This window comes from Streptomyces sp. NPDC005791 (assembly GCF_042871485.1).
Lineage (GTDB): Bacteria > Actinomycetota > Actinomycetes > Streptomycetales > Streptomycetaceae > Streptomyces.
This window is the reverse complement of the sequence record NZ_JBIAIP010000010.1, coordinates 82870-105941: the sequence shown is the minus strand read 5'-3', so window position 1 is coordinate 105941 and position 23072 is coordinate 82870. Positions and strand designations below refer to the sequence as shown.

The following is a 23072-nucleotide window of genomic DNA, read 5'->3' as shown; positions in this document are numbered from 1 at the left end:
ACGTCGGTCCCTCATGCCGGCCGGTGGTCCCGGTCCCTCACGACGACCGGTGGTCCCGCTCGCAGACGAAGATCGCGGTGCCGGGGATCAGGTTGCCGCGCAGCGGGGACCAGCCGCCCCACTCCTGGTCGTTCCAGGCCGGCCACTCCGGCTCCACGAGATCGACCAGCCGGAAGCCGCCCGCGACCACGTCCCGTACCCGGTCACCCAGCGTCCTGTGGTGTTCCACGTACACCGCTTCGCCGTGCTCGTCCTGCTCCACGTACGGCACACGGTCGAAGTAGGAGGCGGCGACGGAGAGGCCTTCCGGCCCCGGTTCGTCGGGGAACGCCCAGCGGACCGGGTGGGTCACCGAGAAGACCCAGCGGCCCCCGGGCCGCAGCACCCGGTGCACCTCGCGGAACACCTGGACGGGGTCGGCGACGAACGGCACCGCGCCGTAGGCGGAGCAGGCGAGGTCGAAGGAGCCGTCCCGGAAGGGGAGCCGCCCGGCGTCCGCCTCCACCAGGGGGACGTCACCGCCGATGCGCAGAGCGTGCTGGAGCTGGCGGTGGGAGAGGTCCAGGGCCACCGGGCGGGCGCCACGGGCGGCCAGCCAGCGTGAGCACTGGGCGGCGCCGGCCCCGATCTCCAGGACGTGCAGCCCTTTCAGGTCCGCGGCCGGGCCGAGCAGGGCGGCCTCGGCCTCGTCCAGCCCTTCCGGGCCCCAGACGAAGCGGTCGTCCCCGAGGAAGGCCCCGTGGTCGCTCTGGTACGCGTCGGCGTTCCGGTCCCACCAGCCGCGGCTCGCCCGGCTGCTCTCCGTCTCGTCGGCTTCGCGCCGGGTCGCTTCGGGTTCGGACTCGGAGTCGTGGATCTCTTGGCTCATCGTGCCTGTCGTTGTAGTTTGCCTTCACCCGCCTCGCGCGGGTGCCTCCACGGGCCGTACGGGTGAGTGCGGCCCGTGTGTGCGCGACACACCGATGTGGCCGATGTGGCCTCGGCGGACGTGAGTTGTGCCGGGATTGGGCTGTTGTGCCCAGGGTGTGCGCCTTCGCGCATTGACCCTGTCCGGCTGCCCACGTATGCTACAAGTTGCGCCGCGAGCCTGCGCGCTTCAGACCTAGCAGGCCGCGCTCGCGTCTGTTGCATGTCCCCTCGGTTGTCGAGGCGCCTTCCGGTTAACGGATCGGTGCTTTCCAAGCTGTCCGGCTTCTGCAGAGGCGATACGGGCTTACGGCGTAGCAGTACCTACGACTCACTGTCCGTACCGGAGCCCTTTCCCACATGACGAGCAGCACCGAGACCACCGCCACCACTCCGCAGGTTGCGGTCAACGACATCGGCGACGCGGACGCGTTCCTCGCGGCGATCGACGAGACGATCAAGTACTTCAACGACGGCGACATCGTTGACGGTGTCATCGTCAAGGTTGACCGGGACGAGGTTCTCCTCGACATCGGTTACAAGACCGAAGGCGTCATCCCGAGCCGCGAGCTCTCGATCAAGCACGACGTCGACCCGAACGAGGTCGTCAAGGTCGGCGACGAGATCGAGGCCCTGGTTCTCCAGAAGGAGGACAAGGAAGGCCGCCTGATCCTCTCGAAGAAGCGCGCTCAGTACGAGCGTGCCTGGGGCACCATCGAGAAGATCAAGGAAGAAGACGGCATCGTCACCGGTACCGTCATCGAGGTCGTCAAGGGTGGTCTCATCCTCGACATCGGCCTCCGTGGCTTCCTCCCGGCGTCGCTCGTCGAGATGCGTCGTGTCCGCGACCTCCAGCCCTACGTGGGCAAGGAGCTCGAGGCCAAGATCATCGAGCTGGACAAGAACCGCAACAACGTGGTCCTGTCCCGCCGTGCCTGGCTCGAGCAGACGCAGTCCGAGGTTCGCCAGACGTTCCTCACGACCCTGCAGAAGGGTCAGGTCCGCTCCGGCGTCGTCTCCTCCATCGTCAACTTCGGTGCCTTCGTGGACCTGGGTGGCGTCGACGGTCTCGTGCACGTCTCCGAGCTGTCCTGGAAGCACATCGACCACCCCTCCGAGGTTGTCGAGGTCGGCCAGGAAGTCACCGTCGAGGTCCTCGACGTCGACATGGACCGCGAGCGCGTCTCGCTGTCCCTCAAGGCGACGCAGGAAGACCCGTGGCAGCAGTTCGCCCGTACGCACCAGATCGGGCAGGTCGTTCCCGGTAAGGTCACCAAGCTCGTTCCGTTCGGTGCGTTCGTGCGCGTCGACGAGGGCATCGAGGGTCTGGTCCACATCTCCGAGCTGGCCGAGCGCCACGTGGAGATCCCGGAGCAGGTCGTCCAGGTCAACGACGAGATCTTCGTCAAGGTCATCGACATCGACCTCGAGCGCCGCCGCATCAGCCTCTCGCTGAAGCAGGCCAACGAGGCCTTCGGTGGCGACCCGGCCTCGGTCGAGTTCGACCCGACGCTGTACGGCATGGCCGCGTCGTACGACGACCAGGGCAACTACATCTACCCCGAGGGCTTCGACCCCGAGACCAACGACTGGCTTGAGGGCTTCGAGTCGCAGCGCGAGGTCTGGGAGACGCAGTACGCCGAGGCGCAGCAGCGCTTCGAGCAGCACCAGGCCCAGGTCATCAAGTCCCGCGAGGCCGACGAGGCTGCCGCTGCCGAGGGCGCTGCCGCCCCGGCCGGCGCTGCCCCGGCTGCCTCCGGCGGCAGCGGTGGTGGCGGCGGCGGCTCGTACTCCTCGGAGTCCGCGGACAACTCCGGCGCCCTGGCGTCGGACGAGGCCCTGGCTGCCCTGCGCGAGAAGCTGGCCGGCGGCCAGAGCTGACGCTCTGACCCCAGTCGCTCATCGGCTGCAGTAGTCGTAGAGCTGTAGGTGAGGCCCGTCCCCTTCGAGGGGCGGGCCTTACTCGTGTCCGGACGCGGGTCGCCCCCGTGACGCGAAGCGCGGTGGACAGGCATGTCAAGGGCGGCGCCGCCGTGCGGCCAGGGGCGCCGTACAGAAGAAACGTGCGTGATACACGCGTAACTGACGGTGTGTAACACGCGCTTGCCAGGATCGGCGTATCGCCGCAGTCACAAGGAAGCCAGGCCGTTCACCGGCGTCAGGCCCTGGACGTGGAGGCTTTCCTGCACTCCCTGTCCGGCGAGCCCGACGCCCCCGCCTTCGTGCTGCTCAACAGCCTTGCCGGGCATGTGTACTTCGCGGGCGGCCGCCTCGGCTGCCGGGCCCTCGCCTGACCCGGGCGAAAGCACGCGAGCGGAAGGACCCGAGCGAAACACGCGGGCGAAAGCGCGCGGGCGGGAATGCCGTGGCCCGGCGGGATGTTCTTGTCCAGGAACACGAGGAGGAGCGGTAACCGTGCCTGATCCGCAGAGTTTGTACGAATGGGAGCCGAAGGGCCTGGCCGTCGTCGACATGGCGTTGGCTCAGGAGTCGGCCGGCCTGGTCATGCTCTACCACTTCGACGGGTACATCGACGCGGGTGAGACCGGCGAGCAGATCGTCGACGGCCTGATCGAGACGCTGCCGCACCAGACCGTTGCCCGCTTCGACCACGACCGGCTCGTCGACTACCGGGCGCGCCGCCCGCTGCTGACCTTCAGGCGCGACCGGTACACGGCGTTCGAGGCGCCCACCTTGGAGGTGAAGGTCGTCCAGGATGCCACGGGCGCTCCGTTCCTCCTCCTCTCCGGCCCGGAGCCCGACGTCGAGTGGGAACGGTTCGCCGCGGCCGTGGAACAGATCGTGGAGAGGCTCGGTGTCCGCCTCGCGGTCAGCTTCCACGGCATCCCGATGGGCGTCCCGCACACCCGCCCGGTCGGCCTCACCCCGCACGGCAACCGCACCGACCTGATGCCAGGACACCGCAGCCCCTTCGACGAGGCGCAGGTGCCCGGTTCCGCCGAGGCGCTCGTGGAGTACCGGCTGATGGAGGCCGGGCACGACGTCCTCGGTGTGGCCGCCCATGTGCCGCACTACGTCGCCAGGTCGTCCTACCCTGACGCCGCGCTCACCGCCCTGGAGGCGATCACCGCGGCGACGGGACTGGTCCTTCCCAGCGTCGCGCACACCCTGCGCACCGAGGCGCACCGCACCCAGACGGAGATCGACCGGCAGGTCGGCCAGGGTGACGAGGAGCTGGTGTCGCTCGTCGAGGGGCTGGAGCACCAGTACGACGCGGTCGCGGGGTCCGAGACCCGGGGCAACCTGGTCGCGGAGCCGGTCGATCTGCCCTCGGCGGACGAGATCGGCCTCGAATTCGAACGCTTTCTCGCGGAGCGTGAGGGGGATTCCTGAAGGGACCTCCGGCCGTCACCCGGCCGGAGGCTAGGCTCGGCGCATGCTGAAAGTGGGCCTGACCGGCGGGATCGGCGCCGGCAAGAGCGAAGTGTCACGGCTGCTCGCACGCTACGGAGCCGTGCTGATCGACGCGGACCGGATCGCCCGTGAGGTCGTCGAGCCGGGCACCCCCGGGCTCACGGCCGTCGTCGAGGCGTTCGGTCCCGGAATCCTCTCCCCGGACGGCTCGCTGGACCGGCCGGCGCTCGGCTCGATCGTCTTCGCCGACCCCGAACGCCTGGCCACGCTCAACGCCATCGTCCACCCGCTCGTCAGGACGCGGTCCGCCGAGCTGGAGCGGGCCGCCGGGCCGGGCGCGGTGGTCGTCCACGACGTGCCGCTGCTCACGGAGAACGGCCTCGGCCCGCTGTACGACCTGGTGGTGGTCGTCGACGCGCAGCCCGGTACGCAGCTCGACCGTCTCCTCCGGCTCCGCGGCATGACGGAGTCCGACGCCCGCGCCCGGATGGCGGCGCAGGCCACGCGCGAGGAGCGACTGGCCGTCGCCGATATCGTCGTCGACAACGACGGACCGCTGGAGGACCTGGAACCCCAGGTCCGCCGGGTCTGGTCGGAGCTCACCGCGCGGACCGCCACCGGCTGACCCGGTGCCCGGACGGAATACGGGTGCCCGGCCGGATGTTGCAGAGCGGAAGGTGAAGGGAAGGATACGACCGTGCCCGAGAGGAACCCGGAAACGCACGTCATCGATTTCCGCGCGGCCGAGCAGCTGCTCGCCGCACGGGACCCGCGGGGTGCGGTCAAGCTGCTCGACTCGGTGATAGCCGCCCACCCGGAGAACACGGCGGCCCGGCTGCTGCGCGCCCGGGCCTTCTTCGCCGCCGCGCAACTGCGCCCGGCCGAGCTGGAATTCGAGCTGGTCCTGGAGCGTGAGCCGGACAACGCCTTCGCCCACTTCGCCTTGGCCCGCACCTTCCAGCGGGCCGGCCGGTCCGAACAGGCCACCCGCCACTTCCGGCTGGCCGCCGCGCTCGACCCGAACCCCGAGTACCTTCAGGCCGCCCGCTTCGACGACCGGCCCTGACGGCGTGCGGCGGCTGCTGCCCGCTCCGGCGGCACTCAGCGGCCGTAGCGGCCGCGCCCGCCCCGGTCGGGTTCGTACGGCGGGATGTCCCGGCCGGGCTGATAGTGGGGCCCCTGCCGCAGCCTGTGGACGACGACGCACAGGTCGGTGACCGCGACCACCAGCAGCAGGCCGCAGGCCGTAGCCCACCCCGCGCGTCCGGTCGCCACGAAGGCCACCAGGCCGAGCAGGGCCCAGAGAATGCCCCACAGACTCAGCCAGAGTCGCATCCGCAGAGGGCTGCGCGCGGTGGACGGTTCACTTCCGGTACGCATCACCATCGCCTCGTGTCCAGCATGACCCCGCGGCGCGGCGTGAGGAAACCGGGGCGGACGTCAGGTGACAACGACTTCACGGGCGCGGTCCGCGACGGCCTGCCCGGCGCTCGGCGCGCACCACCGCAAGCAGCGCTGAAGCGCGGCTGCTCGCGGGCGTTGCCGCCCTCGCGCTCGTCGGACTGCTGGCAGGCGCGTCCGTCGTCCAGCTGACGCTGCTCGACCCTCCGAACGCCGTCATGCCCGCCCTGCTCATCGTCCTGGTCGTCCTCGTGGCCCGGGACTGGCGGGAGCGAACCGCACAGCTGTCCGCGCTGCTCCGCGGGCGCGGAAGCGCATCCCGCGCCGGTCAGTGAACGAAGCTGTAGCTGCGCCAGGGCAGGGCGCGCGGGGAGTTGGTGTCGGAGAACGTGGTGGCCACGTAGGCCGTCCCGCGGCCGGAGCAGTCGCGGGTGGTGTAAAGGATCATGTCGACCAGAGTCCGGTTGTCGACCTTGTCGGCACCGGGGGGCTCCAGCATGTGGCAGCCCTTCACCGAAGGGCTGTGCACGGTGACGACCTTGTCCTGTCCGGTGTGGTAGGAGACCGGCCCCACCGCCGTACGTCCCAGGCCGGAACAGCCTGCGAGGGCCAGGGTGAGCAGGACGGCTCCGGCGGCGATGCGGGTACGTCGGCGGAGAACGCCGGGTGGCGCGGTTACGGACATGGGCGGGTCCTCGTCTGCTCGTCCGGCTCATCGGTACGTCACAGGGACGTGCTGGCGCTGGCCACCCTGCCCGGTCCCTGCGGCGCCGGCATCCGGTGCGCGGCCGGCCGGGGCCACTGACACCCGGCCGGAGGTTCGAGGGTGGGCAAACAGGGCATATCGTGGTAAAGGGGCGTCTTGACGAGTGGGTGCGGCAACGTACCCCCAAAGGCAGGGGGCCGTGATGGTCCAGGAGCTGTTGATCGCATTGGTGGCGGTGCTCTCGGGTGGCCTGCTGTACGCCATGGCCGCGGCCCGGGTGGTCAAGCAGTACGAGCGCGGTGTGGTGCTCCGGCTGGGCAGGCTCCACGACGCGGTCCGCTCACCGGGCTTCACCATGATCGTCCCGGGCGTCGACCGGCTTCGCAAGGTCAACATGCAGATCGTGACGATGCCCGTCCCGGCCCAGGACGGAATCACCCGTGACAACGTCACCGTGCGGGTGGACGCCGTCATCTACTTCAAGGTGGTCGACCCGGCGAGCGCGGTGATCCAGGTGGAGGACTACCGGTTCGCGGTCTCGCAGATGGCGCAGACCTCCCTGCGGTCGATCATCGGCAAGAGCGACCTGGACGACCTGCTGTCCGACCGCGAGAAGCTCAACCAGGGACTGGAACTCATGATCGACAGCCCTGCGGTGGGCTGGGGCGTCCAGATCGACCGGGTCGAGATCAAGGACGTCTCGCTGCCGGAGACGATGAAACGGTCCATGGCCCGGCAGGCCGAGGCCGACCGTGAGCGGCGTGCGAGGGTCATCAACGCCGACGCGGAGCTGCAGGCGTCGAAGAAGCTCGCCCAGGCCGCGCAGCAGATGTCCACCCAGCCGGCGGCGCTGCAGTTGAGGCTGCTGCAGACGGTGGTCGCGGTCGCGGCCGAGAAGAACTCCACGCTGGTCCTCCCCTTCCCGGTGGAGCTGCTCCGCTTCCTGGAACGAGCACAGCAGGGGCCGCAGCCGCAGTCACCCGGCGAGGCAGGGCAGTCGCAGGGCGCGCCCGGGCCGCCGGATCACGGCCGGCCGGCGGACCCGTCCGGGGCGGACCTGCCCTCCGGGGGGCCGCCGGCTCCGGACCCGTCCCTCGTGGATCCCACGGCTTCCGGCCCGTCGCTCGTGGATCCCGCGGCTCCGGACCCGTCTCTCATGGATCCCTCGGTCACGCTGCAGACCTTCACGGACCAGCCGCTTCCGGACGCGCCGCCCGCGGGCCCGTAGGCCCGGTACCTGTCACGGACCCCGTCATCCGCCCCCTCCGCTTGCGACAACGCGGCCGGGGCGGGCGCTGTCACACCCCCCGCCCCGCGGCCGGGGCGGGCGCTGTCACACCCCCCGCCTAGACTCGCGAAGACAGAAGAGGCGCGGCAGGACCGAGGCAGGAGGGGGCGATGGACATGACGCGGCGGACGCAGGACACCATCGCCGACCGGCTGCTGCGCTGCGCCGCGGTGTTCCTCCAGGGAGCGCTGCCCCGGGAGGGCCGGATCGCCTTCTGGGACCCTGAGGAAGCCGTCGGCCTCACGGGCCTCACAGGCCCCGACGGACCGGCGCACACCCTCACCGATCTCACGGTCGTCGTCAGGCATGACACGGACGGTGCCCGTACTCGCACCGTGCCCGCCGTGGTGCTGCCCGTCGGGGACGCGGTGCCCCTGCTCGCGCGCGCCCGGCACCGTGCCGTGGCCCACCCCGCCACCCGAGCGTGGGGAGCGGCGGCCCTGCACGCCCTCACCCTCGTGGCGCGCGGCAAGCTCCTGCCCGGCTTGACCGCCGGCGACCACGACGCCTGGCGGGCCGGACCGCGCGACGCGGAGGACATCGCCCACCTGAGGGCCGTCGCCGCGGCGATGCCGCCCGAGGGACACGCCGTTCCGCTGGACGGCACCCCCCTGCGCGTCCCGGAAGCGCGCGCGCTGATCGGCGCCTTCCTCGACGCCGTCGCCGACACCCTGCCCAGGACACCCGCCGCCGTGCACGCCATAGGAGCGCCGTTCGCCGCCCGGGAGGCACAGCACCTGCCGGACGCCCGCGCCTGGGCCGTCGAGGTGGCCGCCGGACTCGACGCGGGAGTGCGGATCTCGCTCCGGCTCGACCTCTCGGCGTACGACCTCTTCGACTCCTCCGGCGCCACCGGGGAAGCGGCCGGGGACGAGGATCCGCCCAGCACTCCGGAGGCCACCCGCCATGCCGCCGCGGCCATCACCCAGGTGCACAGCCTGGCCGACCCGACGTACGTCACCGATGCGGCCACGCTGTGGAGCGGTGGGGCGGGCGAGCCCTTCGGACCGAGGGCCCGGATCGACGCCGTGCTCGCACTGCGCCGCGCCGCCCGCCTCTGGCCGCCGCTGGAGCGGCTGCTGGACCAGCCCGTCCCCGATGTGCTCGCCGTCACCGAGGACGAGCTCTACGAGCTGATCGGCGCGGCCGGAGCGCGGCTGGCCGCGGCAGGGGTGGCGGTCCACTGGCCCCGGGAGCTCGCCCGCTCACTCACCGCGGCAGCCGTCGTCCGGCCCGCGCCCGGTTCGGCCACCGACGGCACCTCCTTCTTCGACGCCGAGCAGCTCTTCGCGTTCAACTGGCAGCTCTCCCTGGGCGACGACCGGCTCACCGAGGCGGAGATGGACACGCTGGCCGAAGCCCACCGGCCGGTGGTGCGGCTGCGCGACCAGTGGGTCGTCGTGGATCCCGACCTCGTCCGCAAGGCGCGTAAACGCGAGCTCGGTCTCCTGGACCCGGTGGACGCGCTCGCCGTCGCCCTCACCGGCAGCGCCGAGGTCGACGGCGAACAGGTCGAGGCCGTCCCGGCCGGAGCCCTCGCCGTGCTCCGCGCACGCATCCTGGACGAGGACGCCACCCTCCCCGCGCCGCCCGGTCTCGACGCCACCCTCCGCGACTACCAACTCCGCGGCCTGGCCTGGCTGGACCGTATGACCTCGCTCGGCCTCGGCGGCTGTCTCGCCGACGACATGGGCCTGGGTAAGACGATCACCGTCATCGCACTCCATCTGCACCGCGCCCACGCGGCCCCGACCTTGGTCGTCTGTCCTGCCTCGCTCCTCGGTAACTGGCACCGTGAGATCAACCGCTTCGCACCCGGCGTCCCCGTGCGCCGCTTCCACGGCACCGACCGCGCACTGGGAGGCTTCGAGGAGGGCGGCTTCGTCCTCACGACCTACGGCACGATGCGCTCCAGCGCGGAGCAGCTCGCCGGACACACCTGGGGACTGGTCGTCGCCGACGAGGCGCAGCATGTGAAGAATCCGCACTCCTCGACGGCACGGGCACTGCGCACGATCCCCGCCCCGGCCCGCGTAGCCCTGACCGGCACCCCCGTCGAGAACAATCTCTCCGAGCTGTGGGCACTGCTCGACTGGACGACCCCCGGCCTGCTCGGCTCGCTCAAGGCGTTCCGCGCCCGGCACGCCAGGATCGTCGAGAACACCGGCACCGCCGCCGGCCTGGGAAACGAGGAGGCGGTCGAGCGGCTCTCCCGGCTGGTCCGTCCCTTCCTGCTGCGCCGCAAGAAGTCCGACCCCGGCATCGCGCCGGAGCTGCCGCCGAAGACCGAGACGGACCATCCCGTCTTCCTCACCCGGGAGCAGGCCATGCTCTACGAGGCGGCCGTCCGCGAGACGATGGCGTTCATCGAGCAGTCGGAGGGCATCGCCCGGCGGGGACTGATCATGAAGCTGCTGGGCTCGCTCAAGCAGATCTGCAACCACCCCGCCCAGTATCTGAAGGAGGAGCCGACCCGGCTCACCGGACGCTCCGGCAAGCTCGCCCTGCTGGACGAGCTCCTCGACACGATCCTGTCCGAGGACGCCTCCGTCCTGATCTTCACCCAGTACGTGTCGATGGCCCGGCTGCTCTCCGCCCACCTCGCCTCGCGCGCCATCCCCTCCCAGCTGCTGCACGGCGGCACGCCGGTGCCCGAGCGGGAGCGGATGGTGGACGGCTTCCAGTCCGGCGAGGTCCCCGTCTTCCTGCTCTCCCTCAAGGCGGCGGGCACCGGACTGAATCTCACCCGGGCCGCCCATGTCATCCATTACGACCGCTGGTGGAACCCGGCGGTGGAGGAGCAGGCCACCGACCGTGCGTACCGCATCGGTCAGACCCAGCCCGTGCAGGTGCACCGGCTGATCGCGGAGGGCACCGTCGAGGACCGGATCAGCGAGCTCCTGGAGTCCAAGCGGGCCCTCGCCGACGCGGTGCTCGGTTCCGGCGAGGCCGCCCTGACCGAGCTCAGCGACCGTGACCTGGCCGACCTCGTCTCGCTCCGGAGGACGTCATGAGCCGCGGTGGGAGCCCCGCCGCCCGCCCGGGCCCCGACGACCTGCGGCGCACCTTCGAGGCGGTACCGGCCCGTGCCTCCGACGCCGAAGGGCCCTTCGCGGACAGCTGGTGGGGCCGCGCCTGGGTGGACGCCCTGGAATCCCTGTCCATGGACGAAGGGCGCCTCGCCCGCGGCCGTACGTACGCCGACGGCGGTCATGTCGCCGCGATCACCGTCACCCCCGGCCGGGTCATCGCCTACGTCCACGGCAGCCGCCCCCGCCCCTACCGCGCGGAGCTGCGCCTGCGTACGTTCTCGGCGTCCGACTGGGACACGTTCCTGGACGCCGTCGCCGCCCGGCCGGGGCACTTGTCCGCGCTCCTCGACAAGGAGATGCCGCACTCCCTGGTCGACACGGCGGGTGAGGCCGGCATACGGCTGCTGCCCGCCGCCGGCGATCTGGACCCCGACTGCTCCTGCCCGGACCGGGGCTGGCCCTGCAAGCACGTGACAGCGCTCTGCTTCCAGACGGCACGCCTCCTGGACAGCGATCCGTTCGTCCTCCTGCTGATGCGCGGCAGGGGCGAGCGTGAGCTCCTCGACGAGCTGGGCCGGCGCAACGCCGAGCACTCCGCGCGGGAGCGCCCGGAGACCCCCGCGATGCCCTCGGTCGCGGCCGCCGAGGCCCTGGCCGACCGCTTCCTTCCGCCGTTGCCGGCGCCCCTGCCCGTCCCGCCGTACCCCGGCGAGCCGCCGTCCTACCCTGAGCTGCCGGGCGCCCGCGACCCGCTGGGCCTCGACCACCTCGCCACGGACGCGGCGGCGCGCGCCCACGTGCTCCTCACCACCGGGACCGACCCGCTCGCCGGGCTCAGCACCTGGCAGGACGCCGTACGGATCGCCGCGTCCCGCCCCACCGCCGGGCTCACCGCCACGACACGGGCGCTCTACCGTGAGCTGGCCTTCGCCACCGGGCGTAGCACCACGGAGCTCGCCCGAGCCGTCGCGGCCTGGCGGCAGGGCGGGGCGGAGGGGCTCGAGGTGCTGGAAATACCGTGGGACCCGCCCGCCGGTCCGTTCGACCGGGCAAGGCCGGCCCTCGCGGCGGCCGACTTCCCGCGCTTCCAGCCCTGGCGCAACCAGCTGACCAACGCCGGCGGCACCCTCCAGCTCCGCTTCGGCCACGACAGCCGCTGGTACGGCTACGAGTCCGACCCGGGTGAGGACGACTGGTGGCCCCGCGCGTCGCCGGACCCCGACCCGGTCGCCGCCCTCAGGGCCCTGCGGGGCTGATGCCCGCAAGGGCCCGTCAGCTCTGCAGGAACACAGGCAGAGCGATGAGCAACGCCGCGCACACGGCAGCATCGGCCGCACCCATGTCGACTGCTCCCCTGCTCGTGTCCGTCCGTGAGCGCCGTCCATGAACCCGGCTGCGGGGCTGTTCGCGGTGTACCGCGGCTACACCCCGGGTGTCGTCACCGCCCCGCTGGTCGTCATCCCGTACTCGGTCTGGGCCGTGCGGCGGCGTCCGGTGGTGTGCCCGTCGGGGAAGGACGTTCGGGCCACAGGTCTGGCGCTGTTCCCGGTCGTCGCCGGTGGGGTGCAGGGGATCGCCCGTCTGCTGAGCAGGAGGCGCTGAAGGGCAGGGAGCGTCCGGGCCTCAGAAGTCGGCGAGGGTGCGTTCGTCGAGCCGGGCCACCGAGTCCTGGGCGTGGGCATGCTCATACGCGGTGCGGATCCGCTCGATCTGCGGGTCGCGCAGGCGGGCCTCCGGCACCGGGTACAGCAGGATCAGTTCGTCCAGCAGGTCCAGGATTCCGGCGGGGGAGAGGTGCCGGTGGACGACCGCGTCGAGCCCGTGGACCTCGGAGGCGTAACGGGCGAAGGGGGCGTAGACCAGGCCCCTGATCACCCCGTCGGCGTCCTCGGTGTAGGCGTCGTACTTCAACGCCCCGTCCCGCAGGGCGAACAGGCACGGTGTCCCGGTGCCGAGCGCCATGCGCAGGCAGGTCACGCCGCACAGATGGCCTGCCCAGCGCGCGTACTCGGAGGGCGAGGACGCGCCCGATTCCGCTCAGCCGGGGTCCTCGGCCGGATCGGGCCCGCCTTCCACGATCGCCTCCACCAGGTCGGGCGAGGCGAAATGCGTGTGCACGGGCGTACGGCAGGTCGCGCAGGTCACTGGCGGTATCCGTTCAGGAAGCGGCCGATGCGGCTGATCGCGGCGTCCAGGTCGTCGGCGTGCGGGAGGGTGAGGATGCGGAAGTGGTCCGGGCGCGGCCAGTTGAAGCCGGTGCCCTGCACCACCTGGATCTTCTCCCGCAGTAGCAGGTCCAGGACGAACCGTTCGTCGTCGACGATGTGGTGGACCTTCGGGTCGATGCGCGGGAAGGCGTACAGCGCGCCCTTCGGCTTCACGCACGACACCCCGGGGATCTCGTTGAGCCGCTCCCAGGCCCGGTCGCGCTGCTCGTGGAGCCTGCCCCCCGGCGCTACGAGATCCCGGATCGACTGCCGGCCGCCGAGCGCCGCCTGGATCGCGTACTGCGCGGGGGCGTTGGGGCAGAGCCGCATGGAGGCGAGCATGGTGAGCCCCTCCAGATAACTACGGGCGTGCTGCTGGGGGCCCGACACCACCATCCAGCCGGAGCGGAACCCCGCGACCCGGTACGTCTTGGACAGCCCGCTGAAGGTGAGGCAGAGCAGGTCGGGAGCCAGCACCGCCACGCTGTGGTGCTCGGCGCCGTCGTACAGGATCTGGTCGTAGATCTCGTCGGCGAACACCATCAGCCCGTGCCGACGCGCCAGGTCGAGCATGCCGTCGAGGACTTCGCGGGAGTAGACGGCGCCCGTCGGGTTGTTGGGGTTGATGATCACCATGGCCCGGGTGCGGTCGGTGATCTTCGAGGCCATGTCGGCGAGGTCGGGGTTCCAGTCCGCTCCTTCGTCGCAGGTGTAGTGCACGGCCTTGCCACCCGCGAGCGTGGTGACAGCGGTCCACAGCGGATAGTCGGGGCTCGGGATCAGGATCTCGTCGCCGTCCTCCAGGAGCCCCTGCACAGCCATGGAGATCAGCTCGGAGACCCCGTTGCCGAGGAAGATGTCGTCCACGTCGACATCGGCCAGCCCCATCGCCTGATAGCGCTGCGCTACGGCGCGGCGCGCGGACAGGATGCCGCGCGAGTCGGTGTAGCCGTGCGCCTGAGGCAGCATCCGGATCATGTCCTGGACGATCTCCTCGGGGGCCTCGAACCCGAACAGTGCCGGATTGCCCGTGTTGAGGCGGAGCACGCTGTGGCCCGCCTCCTCCAGGGCGTTGGCCTGCTCGATGACCGGGCCCCGGATCTCGTAGCAGACCTCGTTGAGCTTGCTGGACTGCCGGAACTCCATGCGGTGCCTCCCCGACCCTGAATGTGCGTTACTTGGTTTTACCAAGCTCGGGCTTGGAAAGTCCAACAACATGTCTAGACTGCGTCGCATGCCACGTCAGCAGCAGCCCGCACGCCCCGTCCGCCGTCGGAGCTACGACCAGTTCTGCGCCACCGCCCGTGCCCTCGACTCCGTCGGCGACCGGTGGACCCTGCTGATCGTCCGTGAGCTGCTGGCCGGGCCGCGCCGCTACACGGATCTGCACGCCGATCTGCCCGGCGTCAGCACGGATGTGCTGGCCTCCCGGCTCAAGGACATGGAGCAGGGCGGTCTGGCCGTGCGCCGCCGCCTGCCACCCCCGGCGGCCGCAGCGGTCTACGAACTGACCGAGCGCGGGCGCGGGCTGCTCCCGGTCCTCACCGCGCTCGCCGGGTGGGGCGCGCCCGCGCTCGGCGAACGCCGGCCCACGGACGCGGTCAGGGCCCACTGGTTCGCCCTGCCGCTGCTGCGGGTCCTGGACGGCCTCACTCACAGCGGCGTCATCGAAGTCAGGCTTGCCGAGGGCGAGTTCCACATCCGCACCGGTGCGGAGGCGGCGGCAGGCGAGGCGTACGGATACGGTCCCGCCGAACAACCGGACGCGTGCCTCGTGCTGGACGAGGACGCCGCCCTGGCCGTCGGGCGCGGTGAGAGCACCCTCGCGGAGGCCGTCAAGGAGGGCCGGGCCGAAGTCCTGGGCGAGGGCCCGCTTGCCGTTGAACTCCGCGGCGGCGGGTGACCGTTCCGACCGGGCGCGCGACTGCGAGCGTCCGCGGGGCGATGATGGACGCGTGCGCTTCGAACCGATCACTTGGGAACGGCTGGCCGAAACCCTCGCCGGGCACGCCGACAGGATGGAACCGGCCGACGGTGGGCCCTGGTCGAGGGTCGGCATCGACGGCGCTCCCGCTGCCCGGCCCGAAGTGCACGCCGCGCAACTCGCCGAAGCGCTGCGGGCCCGCGGGCGACCGGTACTCACCGTCTCCACGGGCGGCTTCCTGCGGCCGGCGAGCCTGCGCTACGAATACGGCAAGGAGGACCCGGACTCGTACGCCGACAGCTGGTTCGACACCGGAGCGCTGTGGCGCGAGGTGTTCCGTCCGCTGGAGCCCGGTGGCAGCGGGCGGGTGCTGCCCGACCTCTGGGACCCCCTGACCGACCGGGCCACCCGCAGCCCGTACCGGGTGCTCCCCGAGGGCGGGGTGCTGATATTGCACGGGCCACTGCTCCTCGGGCACTGGTTCCCGTTCGACCTGGCGATCCACCTGAGCCTCTCGCCGGGCGCACTGCGACGGCGTACCGGGGAGGGGGAGCGGTGGACGCTTCCCGCCTTCGCGCGGTACGAGGACGAGGTCGCCCCGGCCGAACGCGCGGACGCGGTCGTGCGGGCCGACGACCCGAACCACCCCGCCTGGACGGGGCCGGCCGGTCGGGACGACACCGGCGCGCAGGCGCGGTGACCGCGGCACGCCCTAGAACAACGGCTGGGGGAGTATCCCCTCGAGCGCCAGCAGCTGCCGCTTCGTCTCCAACCCCCCGCCGAACCCGCCCAGCCCTCCGTCGCTCTCCACCACCCGGTGGCACGGAACCACCACCGGCAGCGGGTTGGAGCCCATGGCCGCCCCCACGGCCTGGGCGGCGCCCGGCTGACCGACCCGGCCCGCCAGGGCCCCGTAACCCACGACTGTCCCGTAGGGCACGCCGGAGGCCAGCTCGCGCAGCACCTCGCGGTGGAAGCCGGAACTCAGCGACCAGTCCAGGGCGAGTGAGAACTCCCGCAGCCCTCCGGCGAAATACGCCGCGAGCTGACGCCTCGGCTCCGCCAGCAGCGCGGAGTCCGGGGCCTCCACGGGCTCCACGCCCAGCCGGGTCCGCACCTGTCCGAGCGCCCTCTCCCGGACGGCGGGGCGCGCGTGGAAGACCACCGTCACCAGGCCCGTGCGGGTCGCGGCGAGCAGGAGCGGGCCGATGTCGCTCGGCACGACGGACCACTCCAGGACCTGCTCGTTGCTCTCCATGCGCCCCACCGTACGACCGGCCGCTGACAACGCCCGCTCGCCGGACCGTTCAGCGGGTGGCGTCCCGGACGGTGTCGGGGTTGTTGGTGATGATGCCGTCCACGCCGAAGCCGGCCACCTCCGCCGCCTTCGCCGCGGTGTTCACCGTCCAGGTGTTCACCCGAAGCGGTTTGCCGTGGGCGCCCTTCAGCTTCTGCACTGCGGCGACGTAGCCGGCGCTGATCGTGGTGTACGAGGGATTGATCTGGTCGGTGAACGCCGCGTACGACGGCAGATCGGCCACGGCGGGGGTGCCGAGGAAGCCCGTGACGACGTCCGGACGCTGGGCGTGGACAGTTTTCACACTCTCTGCACCGAAGCTCTGGATGATCAGTTTGTTCTTGACGTGGCCGCGGTCGAGCCACCCCTCCTCGCGCAGGACGCGCAGGGTCTCCTTCTCGATCCCCGGGTAGGTTGCCGGGCTCTTGATCTCCAGGAGCAGCTTCTGGCGATTGCGCTCGACACGGTGCAGGTACTGCGTGAGCGTCGGCACCCGGGCTCCCTCGAATCCGGCGCCGAACCAGCTGCCCGCGTCCAGCTTCGCGATCTCCGCCGCGGTGAAGTCCTTGACCGCCCAGGGCGCGCGGTCGGGAAAGACCTGCTCGACGTCGGTGGTCCTGCTCAGAGTCGTGTCGTGCACGACGACCAGCACGCCGTCCTTGGTGAGCTGTACGTCGTTCTCCACCCACGCGATGCCCAGGTCGTCGGCCGCGTCCACAGCCGCCAGGGTGTTCTCCGGGGCGTAGGCGGACGCTCCCCGGTGGGCGTAGACGACCGGGCCGTCCTGGTTGGCCGAGGCCTGCGCCTGGGTGGCGGGCAGCAGGACGCAGGCGCCGAGCAGGGTGGCGACGGCGCCGGTGGCGGTTGCTGTGCGTACGGACACGTGTACTCCTCGCGTCGGGGTGTGGACAGGGCAGAGCCTGCCATCCGATCCCCAACGGACGGGAGGATGATGATGGCCGAGTTGTGAACGCGATGTCGGGTGCCGGGCCCCGGGGGGCCCGGAGACGGATAAAATGCCGTCCTTATGTTTGCTTGCCGGGCCTTGCCCTCTAGGGTCACCCCGAACCCGGGCACACCGCGAAGGGCGTACCAGCATGCAGGGCACAGTTGACGGATTCACCTACGGCTTCGTGACCCCCGTCACGGCGTTCCTCATGGCATGCCTCGGTGCCGCTCTGGGTCTTCGCTGCACCGCGCGGTCCCTGCGCACACGAGGCGCGTCCAGAGCCGGCTGGCTGGCCCTCGGCGCGACGTCCATAGGATCCGGCATCTGGACGATGCACTTCATCGCGATGCTCGGCTTCACCGTCCGGGAAGCGCCGGTGAGTTACGACAGGCCCCTCACCTTCGCGAGCCTCGCCGTGGCGGTCGTGATGGTCGGGATCGGTATCTTCCTCGTCGGCTACCGCGGCGCCACCCCCATGGCGCTGGTCACGGGCGGAACGATCACCGGCCTCGGCGTCGCCTCCATGCACTACCTCGGCATGGCCGGGATGAATTTCCAAGGTCTGTTCGAGTACGACACGCTCACCGTCGCGTTCTCCGTGGTCATCGCCGTGGTGGCCGCGACCGCCTCGCTGTGGGCGGCGGTCTCCGTCCACGGTTTCCTCCCCAGCCTCGGCGCCAGCGTGGTCATGGGAGTGGCCGTGAGCGGGATGCACTACACGGGAATGGCCGCGCTCGAGGTGCACCTCCACCCGGACGCCGTGCCGACGCCGCCCGGCGAGTCCCCCACCTCGCTGCTGCTGCCCATGATGATCGGCCCGGGCTGCTTCCTGCTGCTCGCCGCAGCGGTCGTGATGATCGACCCCCTGGTGGTGACGGAAAGGGGCGACCGGCTGCCTGCTCACCCTTCCAGGCGGGGGCCGCTGACCTCGGTCCCGGTCCAGCGCCGCCCCACCCCGCCCTACGAGTCCGTCCCAGGGGCCTCACGCAGGGAGGACCGGCTGCCGCGGAACCGCTGATCCTCCGCCGTTGTCGGTGGAGGGTCGTACGGTGGTTGCATGCGGCCAGTCTCGAGGATCGAACGTTCGGTGGCGCCTTTCGAGGTCGTCAGTCCCTACCAGCCCAGCGGCGACCAGCCCGCGGCCATCGCCGAGCTGGACCGTCGCGTCCGTGCAGGTGAGAAGGATGTCGTCCTGCTCGGCGCGACCGGTACGGGTAAGTCGGCGACGACCGCCTGGATGATCGAGAAGCTGCAGCGCCCCACCCTGGTGATGGCGCCGAACAAGACGCTCGCCGCCCAGCTGGCCAACGAGTTCCGGGAGCTCCTCCCGAACAACGCCGTGGAGTACTTCGTCTCGTACTACGACTACTACCAGCCCGAGGCGTACGTCCCGCAGTCGGACACCTACATCGAGAAGGACTCCTCGATCAACGAGGAGGTCGAGCGCCTGCGGCATTCCGCCACGAACTCCCTGCTCACCCGGCGAGACGTCGTCGTGGTCGCCTCCGTCTCCTGCATCTACGGCCTGGGCACCCCGCAGGAGTACGTGGACCGGATGGTCCAGCTCAAGGTCGGCGACGAGATCGACCGGGACCAGCTGCTGCGCCGCTTCGTCGAGATCCAGTACACCCGCAACGACCTCGCGTTCACGCGCGGTACCTTCCGGGTCCGCGGCGACACGATCGAGATCTTCCCGGTGTACGAGGAGCTCGCCGTCCGCATCGAGATGTTCGGTGACGAGATCGAGGCGCTCTCGACCCTCCACCCGCTCACCGGCGAGGTCATCACCGAGGACACCGCGCTCCACGTCTTCCCCGCCAGCCATTACGTGGCGGGCCCGGAGCGCATGGAGAAGGCGATCAGCGGTATCGAGCAGGAGCTGGAGCAGCGCCTCGCCGAGCTGGAGAAGCAGGGCAAGATGCTGGAGGCCCAGCGTCTGCGGATGCGCACCACCTACGACATCGAGATGCTCCGCCAGATCGGCACCTGCTCCGGCGTCGAGAACTACTCGATGCACTTCGACGACCGCTCTCCCGGCACCGCCCCCCACACCCTCCTCGACTACTTCCCCGAGGACTTCCTCCTCGTCCTGGACGAGTCGCACGTCACCGTGCCGCAGATCGGCGCGATGTACGAGGGCGACGCGTCCCGCAAGCGGACCCTCGTCGACCACGGCTTCAGGCTGCCGTCCGCCCTGGACAACCGCCCGCTGAAATGGGAGGAGTTCCTGGGTCGCATCAATCAGACGGTCTACCTCTCCGCCACACCAGGGAAGTACGAGATGTCCCGGGGCGACGGCTACGTCGAGCAGATCATCAGGCCCACCGGACTCGTCGACCCGGAAGTCGTCGTCAAGCCCACCGAGGGTCAGATCGACGACCTGGTCCACGAGATCCGCGAGCGGACCGAGAAGGACGAGCGCGTCCTGGTCACCACCCTCACCAAGAAGATGTCCGAGGACCTCACGGACTACTTCCTCGAGCTGGGCATCCAGGTCCGCTACCTCCACAGCGACGTCGACACGCTGCGCCGCATCGAACTGCTGCGAGAGCTGCGCTCCGGTGAGTACGACGTCCTGGTCGGCATCAACCTCCTGCGCGAGGGCCTCGACCTGCCCGAGGTGTCGCTCGTGGCCATCCTCGACGCGGACAAGCAGGGCTTCCTGCGCTCCGGCACCTCACTGATCCAGACCATCGGACGTGCCGCCCGTAACGTTTCGGGTCAGGTCCACATGTACGCCGACAAGATCACCCCGGCCATGGCGCAGGCCATCGACGAGACCAACCGCCGCCGCGAGAAGCAGATCGCCTACAACACCGAGCGCGGGGTCGACCCGCAGCCCCTCCGTAAGAAGATCAACGACATCGTCGCGTCCATCGCCCGCGAGGAGGTCGACACCGAGCAGTTGCTCGGCAGCGGCTACCGGCAGGCGAAGGACACCAAGGCCCCTGTTCCCTCGCTGGGGGGCAAGGCCGCCGGGGGCAAGGCTGCCGGGAGTAAGGCCAAGAAGGGCGGCGCGGTGGTCACCGACCGGCCCGCCGCCGAGCTCGCGGGGATCATCGAGGAGATGACGGACCGCATGCGGGCGGCCGCCGCCGACCTGCAGTTCGAGGTCGCCGCCCGGTTGCGTGACGAGGTGGGGGAGTTGAAGAAGGAGCTGCGCCAGATGAGGGAGGCGGGGCTGGCCTGATCCCGTGGGGCGCGCAGTGTTGCAGGACCGACACAGAAACGGCCTATCACTCCTTCTCGCCCGTGAGGACTGCGTAGGGTGCGGGGAAACCGCACACCGACGGGTGCGGGGCAATGCGGAGAGGGGACAGCGCGTGACGGTCAACATGACCAAGGGCCAGGCCATCAGCCTGCAGAAGGGCGACGGGGGGACCCTGACCGCGGTACGAATGGGGCTCGGCTGGCAGGCGGCCCCGCGCCGCGGGCTGTTCGGCTCGCGCACCCGGGAGATCGACCTGGATGCCTCGGCGGTGCTCTTCGCCGACAAGCAGCCCGTGGACGTCGTCTTCTTCCGCCACCTCGTCAGCGACGACGGCTCGGTCAAGCACACCGGCGACAACCTGGTCGGCGGCGCCGGCTCGGGCGGCGACGACGAGGCGATCCTGGTCGACCTGCAGCGGATCCCGGTTCACATCGACCAGATCGTCTTCACGGTGAACTCGTTCACCGGCCAGACCTTCCAGGAGGTGCGTCACGCCTTCTGCCGCATCGTCGACGAGACCAACGGCCAGGAGCTCGCCCGCTACACGCTGGACGGCGGCGGCCAGTACACGGCGCAGATCATGGCCAAGGTGCACCGCGCGGGCAGCGGATGGCAGATGACAGCCCTCGGCAACCCGGCCAACGGCCGGACCTTCCAGGACCTGATGCCGTCGATCCTGCCGCACCTGTAGACGCGGCACGGGCTGCACCTGGGCCACGGACCCGCACGAGCAGCTCCCGGAGGCACCGGCCGCCGGGAGCTGCACCCATGGCAGGGCACCACACCGAACGTCGAGGGGACAGGGCATTGACGGCCGAGCTGGTCCGGGGGCAGAACCACACCTTGCCCCAGACCCGTCTGGAGATCAGGGTGTCGGCGAGCTCAGCCGTCGTGGCCGGGGCCACCCTCGCGGACGAGCGGGGCACGGTCCGAGGCGCCGAGTGGATCGCGCACCCCGCCTCACCCCGGGTGCCCGGGCTGGAGGTGTCCAGGCAGGCGACGGCCGACCACCGGCTGGCCGTGGACCTGGACGCCCTGCCCGACGCGGTCCACCGTGTCACCGTCCTCCTGGCCCTGCCGACGGGGCCAGGGCGGCCGGGCAGGTTCGGTGCGGTCGCCGCGCCCTTCGTCGCCGTCACCGGACTCGACGGCGCCGAGATCGTCACGTTCACCCTCACCGGCCTGGACACCGAGTCCGCCGTGTCGGCGCTGGAGCTCTACCGACGCCAGGGCGTCTGGAAGGTCCGCGCCGTCGGGCAGGGCTACGCCGCCGGGCTCGCCGAGATGCTCGCAGACCAGGGTGTGGCGGGAGCGGCGGAGCTGGCCGCCTCCATCCAGGGGGCCGTCGCCTCAGGGCTCGTCCGTTCCGTGACGCCGCCGCCCCGTACACCCGGCGGGGAGAGGGCGGACCACTCCGCGGGCCCGGCGGCCCCCGCAGCCCCCGCGAACAGCGGCAGGCCGCCAGCCTCCGCGCAGGGCCCCGCCTCGGCGCAGCCGTCCGAGCCGCCGACCGGCCCCACGTTCCCGCGCACGGACTCTCCCGGCGGCCCCGTCAGTTACGCGCACCCGCGGCGTCGGACCTCGGCCCCGCCCCCGCCGCCCCCGACGGCTCCGCCCGCAGCGCCGGGACAGCCCGCGCAACCCGTCGCCGGTGACGCTCCCGGCTGGTCCATGGACGAGCGTCTCTACAACCAGATCTGGGGCATGTTCGAGGACCTCGCACGCGCCGTCGCCGCCTACCGCAGCGCGGCCGACTTCGCCGAGTCCCGGATGGACCAGGAACTCGACCGGACCCTGTCCGACCCGCGCAGCCGCATCGGCGGTGCGGGTGACCGTGCCCGGGAGGCGGCCCGGGCCAAACGCGACGAACTGACCGGCCGGGCACGCGAGGCGCTCGAGCGCGATCTCACCCAGCTCGCCGCCGAGTCCGCGGTCATCGAACCGGCCCTGCCCGCCGCGTACGCGGGCTGGGGCAACCCCGTCTGGCACGCCTACCGGGTCCCGACGGAGATGCCGATGGCCCTGCGCATCGGCGACGTCCACCTTCCCGAGGACACCGGTCTGCGCATCCCGCTCCTGGTGCGGCTCCCCCTGGAGCGCGGGATCTGGGTCGACAGCGGCCGTACCGCCTCCGAGGCGGCCGCGGCGACCGACGGGGACCAGCTGCGCGGGCAGGCCATGGAGACGGCGGTCGCGCTGGCCGCGCGGCTGCTCGCCGTCCACCCGGCGGACGAGTTCTCCGTCCGTGTCATCGACCCGGCCGGTTCCGCCGCAGGCCCCCTCTCACCCCTGGTCGGTTCCGGCGTGCTCGCCGGGCCGCCCGCCACCGGGGCGCACGGCGTGGCCTCGGTCCTCGCCCACCTCACCCGGCGTGTCGACCTGGTGCAGATGGCGGTCAGGGCCGGCGCCACGGACGCGTTGCCCCCGGACCTCGACACGGGGGAGCACCTGCTGATCGTCAACGACTTCCCGCACGGCTTCGACGACAAGGCCGTCGCCCAGCTGCGCTATCTGGCCGACGAGGGGCCCGCGGTGGGCGTGCATCTGCTGATGGTGGCCGACCGTGAGGACGCCCGCGCCTACGGGCCGGTCCTCGACCCGCTGTGGCGGTCCCTGCTGCGGATCACCCCCGTGGCCGACGACCACCTCGCCGACCCCTGGGTGGGCCACGCGTGGACGTACGAGCCGCTGAGAACGCCCCAGGGCAGCCGGGTTTTGGAGCAGGTCCTCGCACGGGTGGCCGCAGCGCGGCGCGCGGGCTAGGGCTGTCCCGTAT

Annotated in this window: 22 protein-coding genes; 15 read left to right on the top strand and 7 right to left on the bottom strand. The window is 71.3% G+C overall.

Annotation, left to right across the window (positions count from 1 at the left end):
* Nucleotides 1-37: 37 nt before the first annotated feature.
* Nucleotides 38-868, bottom strand: coding sequence for a class I SAM-dependent methyltransferase (locus tag ACFYSH_RS20730; RefSeq protein ID WP_359466231.1), 831 nt, complete (start codon nt 866-868; stop codon nt 38-40).
* 398 nt (nt 869-1266) lie between these two features.
* Between ACFYSH_RS20730 and rpsA the strand changes: the two genes are divergently transcribed.
* From rpsA to ACFYSH_RS20705, 5 genes are all read left to right on the top strand, one after another.
* Nucleotides 1267-2787 carry a 30S ribosomal protein S1 gene (gene rpsA, locus ACFYSH_RS20725; protein WP_033303174.1) on the top strand — a complete coding sequence of 507 codons (1521 nt, stop codon included), beginning with the start codon at nt 1267-1269 and terminating at the stop codon, nt 2785-2787.
* Nucleotides 2788-3077: 290 nt separating this feature from the next.
* Nucleotides 3078-3200 carry a hypothetical protein gene (locus tag ACFYSH_RS20720; protein WP_359466230.1) on the top strand — a complete coding sequence of 41 codons (123 nt, stop codon included), beginning with the start codon at nt 3078-3080 and terminating at the stop codon, nt 3198-3200.
* A gap of 121 nt (nt 3201-3321) precedes the next feature.
* On the top strand, nt 3322-4260 hold the full coding sequence (locus ACFYSH_RS20715; RefSeq protein WP_359466228.1) for a PAC2 family protein: 939 nt from the start codon (nt 3322-3324) through the stop codon (nt 4258-4260).
* Nucleotides 4261-4303: 43 nt separating this feature from the next.
* Complete coding sequence (gene coaE, locus ACFYSH_RS20710) at nt 4304-4906, top strand: dephospho-CoA kinase (protein WP_359466226.1); 603 nt, start codon at nt 4304-4306, stop codon at nt 4904-4906.
* 72 nt (nt 4907-4978) lie between these two features.
* Nucleotides 4979-5347: a tetratricopeptide repeat protein gene (locus ACFYSH_RS20705; protein WP_359466225.1), complete on the top strand. Its 369-nt coding sequence runs from the start codon at nt 4979-4981 to the stop codon at nt 5345-5347.
* Nucleotides 5348-5382: 35 nt separating this feature from the next.
* Here the strand turns inward: ACFYSH_RS20705 and ACFYSH_RS20700 are convergent, their stop codons facing one another.
* The gene (locus ACFYSH_RS20700) at nt 5383-5661 is read right to left on the bottom strand and encodes a DUF6343 family protein (RefSeq protein ID WP_359466223.1); all 279 of its coding nucleotides are present in this window, start codon (nt 5659-5661) and stop codon (nt 5383-5385) included.
* 349 nt (nt 5662-6010) lie between these two features.
* Nucleotides 6011-6367 (bottom strand): hypothetical protein, encoded by a 357-nt coding sequence (locus ACFYSH_RS20695; RefSeq protein ID WP_359466222.1) that lies wholly within the window; start codon nt 6365-6367, stop codon nt 6011-6013.
* 223 nt (nt 6368-6590) lie between these two features.
* Between ACFYSH_RS20695 and ACFYSH_RS20690 the strand changes: the two genes are divergently transcribed.
* From ACFYSH_RS20690 to ACFYSH_RS20675, 4 genes are all read left to right on the top strand, one after another.
* On the top strand, nt 6591-7616 hold the full coding sequence (locus ACFYSH_RS20690) for an SPFH domain-containing protein (RefSeq protein ID WP_359466220.1): 1026 nt from the start codon (nt 6591-6593) through the stop codon (nt 7614-7616).
* A 170-nt stretch (nt 7617-7786) separates the two neighbouring features.
* Nucleotides 7787-10690, top strand: a complete 2904-nt coding sequence (locus tag ACFYSH_RS20685) for an SNF2-related protein (RefSeq protein WP_388754306.1) — start codon at nt 7787-7789, stop codon at nt 10688-10690.
* The gene (locus tag ACFYSH_RS20680) at nt 10687-11964 is read left to right on the top strand and encodes an SWIM zinc finger family protein (RefSeq protein WP_359466218.1); all 1278 of its coding nucleotides are present in this window, start codon (nt 10687-10689) and stop codon (nt 11962-11964) included. Before ACFYSH_RS20685 ends, ACFYSH_RS20680 begins: the two co-directional genes overlap by 4 nt.
* A gap of 127 nt (nt 11965-12091) precedes the next feature.
* On the top strand, nt 12092-12310 hold the full coding sequence (locus ACFYSH_RS20675) for an HXXEE domain-containing protein (protein ID WP_359466217.1): 219 nt from the start codon (nt 12092-12094) through the stop codon (nt 12308-12310).
* 21 nt (nt 12311-12331) lie between these two features.
* Here the strand turns inward: ACFYSH_RS20675 and ACFYSH_RS20670 are convergent, their stop codons facing one another.
* Together ACFYSH_RS20670 and ACFYSH_RS20665 are read right to left on the bottom strand one after the other, a co-directional pair.
* On the bottom strand, nt 12332-12685 hold the full coding sequence (locus tag ACFYSH_RS20670; protein WP_388754302.1) for a hypothetical protein: 354 nt from the start codon (nt 12683-12685) through the stop codon (nt 12332-12334).
* A gap of 164 nt (nt 12686-12849) precedes the next feature.
* Nucleotides 12850-14061: a pyridoxal phosphate-dependent aminotransferase gene (locus ACFYSH_RS20665; RefSeq protein ID WP_359466215.1), complete on the bottom strand. Its 1212-nt coding sequence runs from the start codon at nt 14059-14061 to the stop codon at nt 12850-12852.
* Nucleotides 14062-14131: 70 nt separating this feature from the next.
* Between ACFYSH_RS20665 and ACFYSH_RS20660 the strand changes: the two genes are divergently transcribed.
* Together ACFYSH_RS20660 and ACFYSH_RS20655 are read left to right on the top strand one after the other, a co-directional pair.
* The gene (locus ACFYSH_RS20660; RefSeq protein WP_359466213.1) at nt 14132-14818 is read left to right on the top strand and encodes a helix-turn-helix domain-containing protein; all 687 of its coding nucleotides are present in this window, start codon (nt 14132-14134) and stop codon (nt 14816-14818) included.
* Nucleotides 14819-14870: 52 nt separating this feature from the next.
* Nucleotides 14871-15539, top strand: coding sequence for a uridine kinase (locus tag ACFYSH_RS20655; RefSeq protein ID WP_359466212.1), 669 nt, complete (start codon nt 14871-14873; stop codon nt 15537-15539).
* Nucleotides 15540-15551: 12 nt separating this feature from the next.
* Here ACFYSH_RS20655 and ACFYSH_RS20650 read toward each other — a convergent pair whose 3' ends face one another.
* Together ACFYSH_RS20650 and ACFYSH_RS20645 are read right to left on the bottom strand one after the other, a co-directional pair.
* Nucleotides 15552-16097 carry a methylated-DNA--[protein]-cysteine S-methyltransferase gene (locus ACFYSH_RS20650; protein ID WP_359466210.1) on the bottom strand — a complete coding sequence of 182 codons (546 nt, stop codon included), beginning with the start codon at nt 16095-16097 and terminating at the stop codon, nt 15552-15554.
* 49 nt (nt 16098-16146) lie between these two features.
* A complete protein-coding gene (locus tag ACFYSH_RS20645) occupies nt 16147-17019 on the bottom strand; it encodes a glycerophosphodiester phosphodiesterase (protein WP_388754297.1) in 873 nt (290 codons plus the stop codon).
* Nucleotides 17020-17233: 214 nt separating this feature from the next.
* Here ACFYSH_RS20645 and ACFYSH_RS20640 point away from each other — a divergent pair, with 214 nt between their 5' ends.
* The 4 genes from ACFYSH_RS20640 (at nt 17234) to ACFYSH_RS20625 (ending at nt 23059) form a co-directional block, all read left to right on the top strand.
* Nucleotides 17234-18103 (top strand): MHYT domain-containing protein, encoded by an 870-nt coding sequence (locus ACFYSH_RS20640; RefSeq protein ID WP_359466207.1) that lies wholly within the window; start codon nt 17234-17236, stop codon nt 18101-18103.
* Nucleotides 18104-18142: 39 nt separating this feature from the next.
* Nucleotides 18143-20275 carry an excinuclease ABC subunit UvrB gene (gene uvrB / locus ACFYSH_RS20635; protein WP_359466205.1) on the top strand — a complete coding sequence of 711 codons (2133 nt, stop codon included), beginning with the start codon at nt 18143-18145 and terminating at the stop codon, nt 20273-20275.
* 133 nt (nt 20276-20408) lie between these two features.
* Nucleotides 20409-20987: a TerD family protein gene (locus ACFYSH_RS20630; protein ID WP_359466204.1), complete on the top strand. Its 579-nt coding sequence runs from the start codon at nt 20409-20411 to the stop codon at nt 20985-20987.
* 116 nt (nt 20988-21103) lie between these two features.
* Nucleotides 21104-23059, top strand: a complete 1956-nt coding sequence (locus ACFYSH_RS20625) for a TerD family protein (protein ID WP_388754496.1) — start codon at nt 21104-21106, stop codon at nt 23057-23059.
* Nucleotides 23060-23072: the final 13 nt, after the last annotated feature.

Excerpts from the sequence above, each read along its gene's own strand:
- ACFYSH_RS20675 (WP_359466217.1), top strand. The coding sequence starts at position 12,092 with ATGAACCCGGCTGCGGGGCTGTTCGCGGTGTACCGCGGCTACACCCCG.
- rpsA (WP_033303174.1), top strand. The coding sequence starts at position 1,267 with ATGACGAGCAGCACCGAGACCACCGCCACCACTCCGCAGGTTGCGGTC.
- uvrB (WP_359466205.1), top strand. The coding sequence starts at position 18,143 with ATGCGGCCAGTCTCGAGGATCGAACGTTCGGTGGCGCCTTTCGAGGTC.
- ACFYSH_RS20660 (WP_359466213.1), top strand. The coding sequence starts at position 14,132 with ATGTCTAGACTGCGTCGCATGCCACGTCAGCAGCAGCCCGCACGCCCC.
- ACFYSH_RS20690 (WP_359466220.1), top strand. The coding sequence starts at position 6,591 with ATGGTCCAGGAGCTGTTGATCGCATTGGTGGCGGTGCTCTCGGGTGGC.
- ACFYSH_RS20665 (WP_359466215.1), bottom strand. The coding sequence starts at position 14,061 with ATGGAGTTCCGGCAGTCCAGCAAGCTCAACGAGGTCTGCTACGAGATC.
- ACFYSH_RS20640 (WP_359466207.1), top strand. The coding sequence starts at position 17,234 with ATGCAGGGCACAGTTGACGGATTCACCTACGGCTTCGTGACCCCCGTC.
- ACFYSH_RS20695 (WP_359466222.1), bottom strand. The coding sequence starts at position 6,367 with ATGTCCGTAACCGCGCCACCCGGCGTTCTCCGCCGACGTACCCGCATC.
- ACFYSH_RS20700 (WP_359466223.1), bottom strand. The coding sequence starts at position 5,661 with ATGCGTACCGGAAGTGAACCGTCCACCGCGCGCAGCCCTCTGCGGATG.
- ACFYSH_RS20730 (WP_359466231.1), bottom strand. The coding sequence starts at position 868 with ATGAGCCAAGAGATCCACGACTCCGAGTCCGAACCCGAAGCGACCCGG.
- ACFYSH_RS20680 (WP_359466218.1), top strand. The coding sequence starts at position 10,687 with ATGAGCCGCGGTGGGAGCCCCGCCGCCCGCCCGGGCCCCGACGACCTG.
- coaE (WP_359466226.1), top strand. The coding sequence starts at position 4,304 with ATGCTGAAAGTGGGCCTGACCGGCGGGATCGGCGCCGGCAAGAGCGAA.
- ACFYSH_RS20685 (WP_388754306.1), top strand. The coding sequence starts at position 7,787 with ATGGACATGACGCGGCGGACGCAGGACACCATCGCCGACCGGCTGCTG.
- ACFYSH_RS20650 (WP_359466210.1), bottom strand. The coding sequence starts at position 16,097 with ATGGAGAGCAACGAGCAGGTCCTGGAGTGGTCCGTCGTGCCGAGCGAC.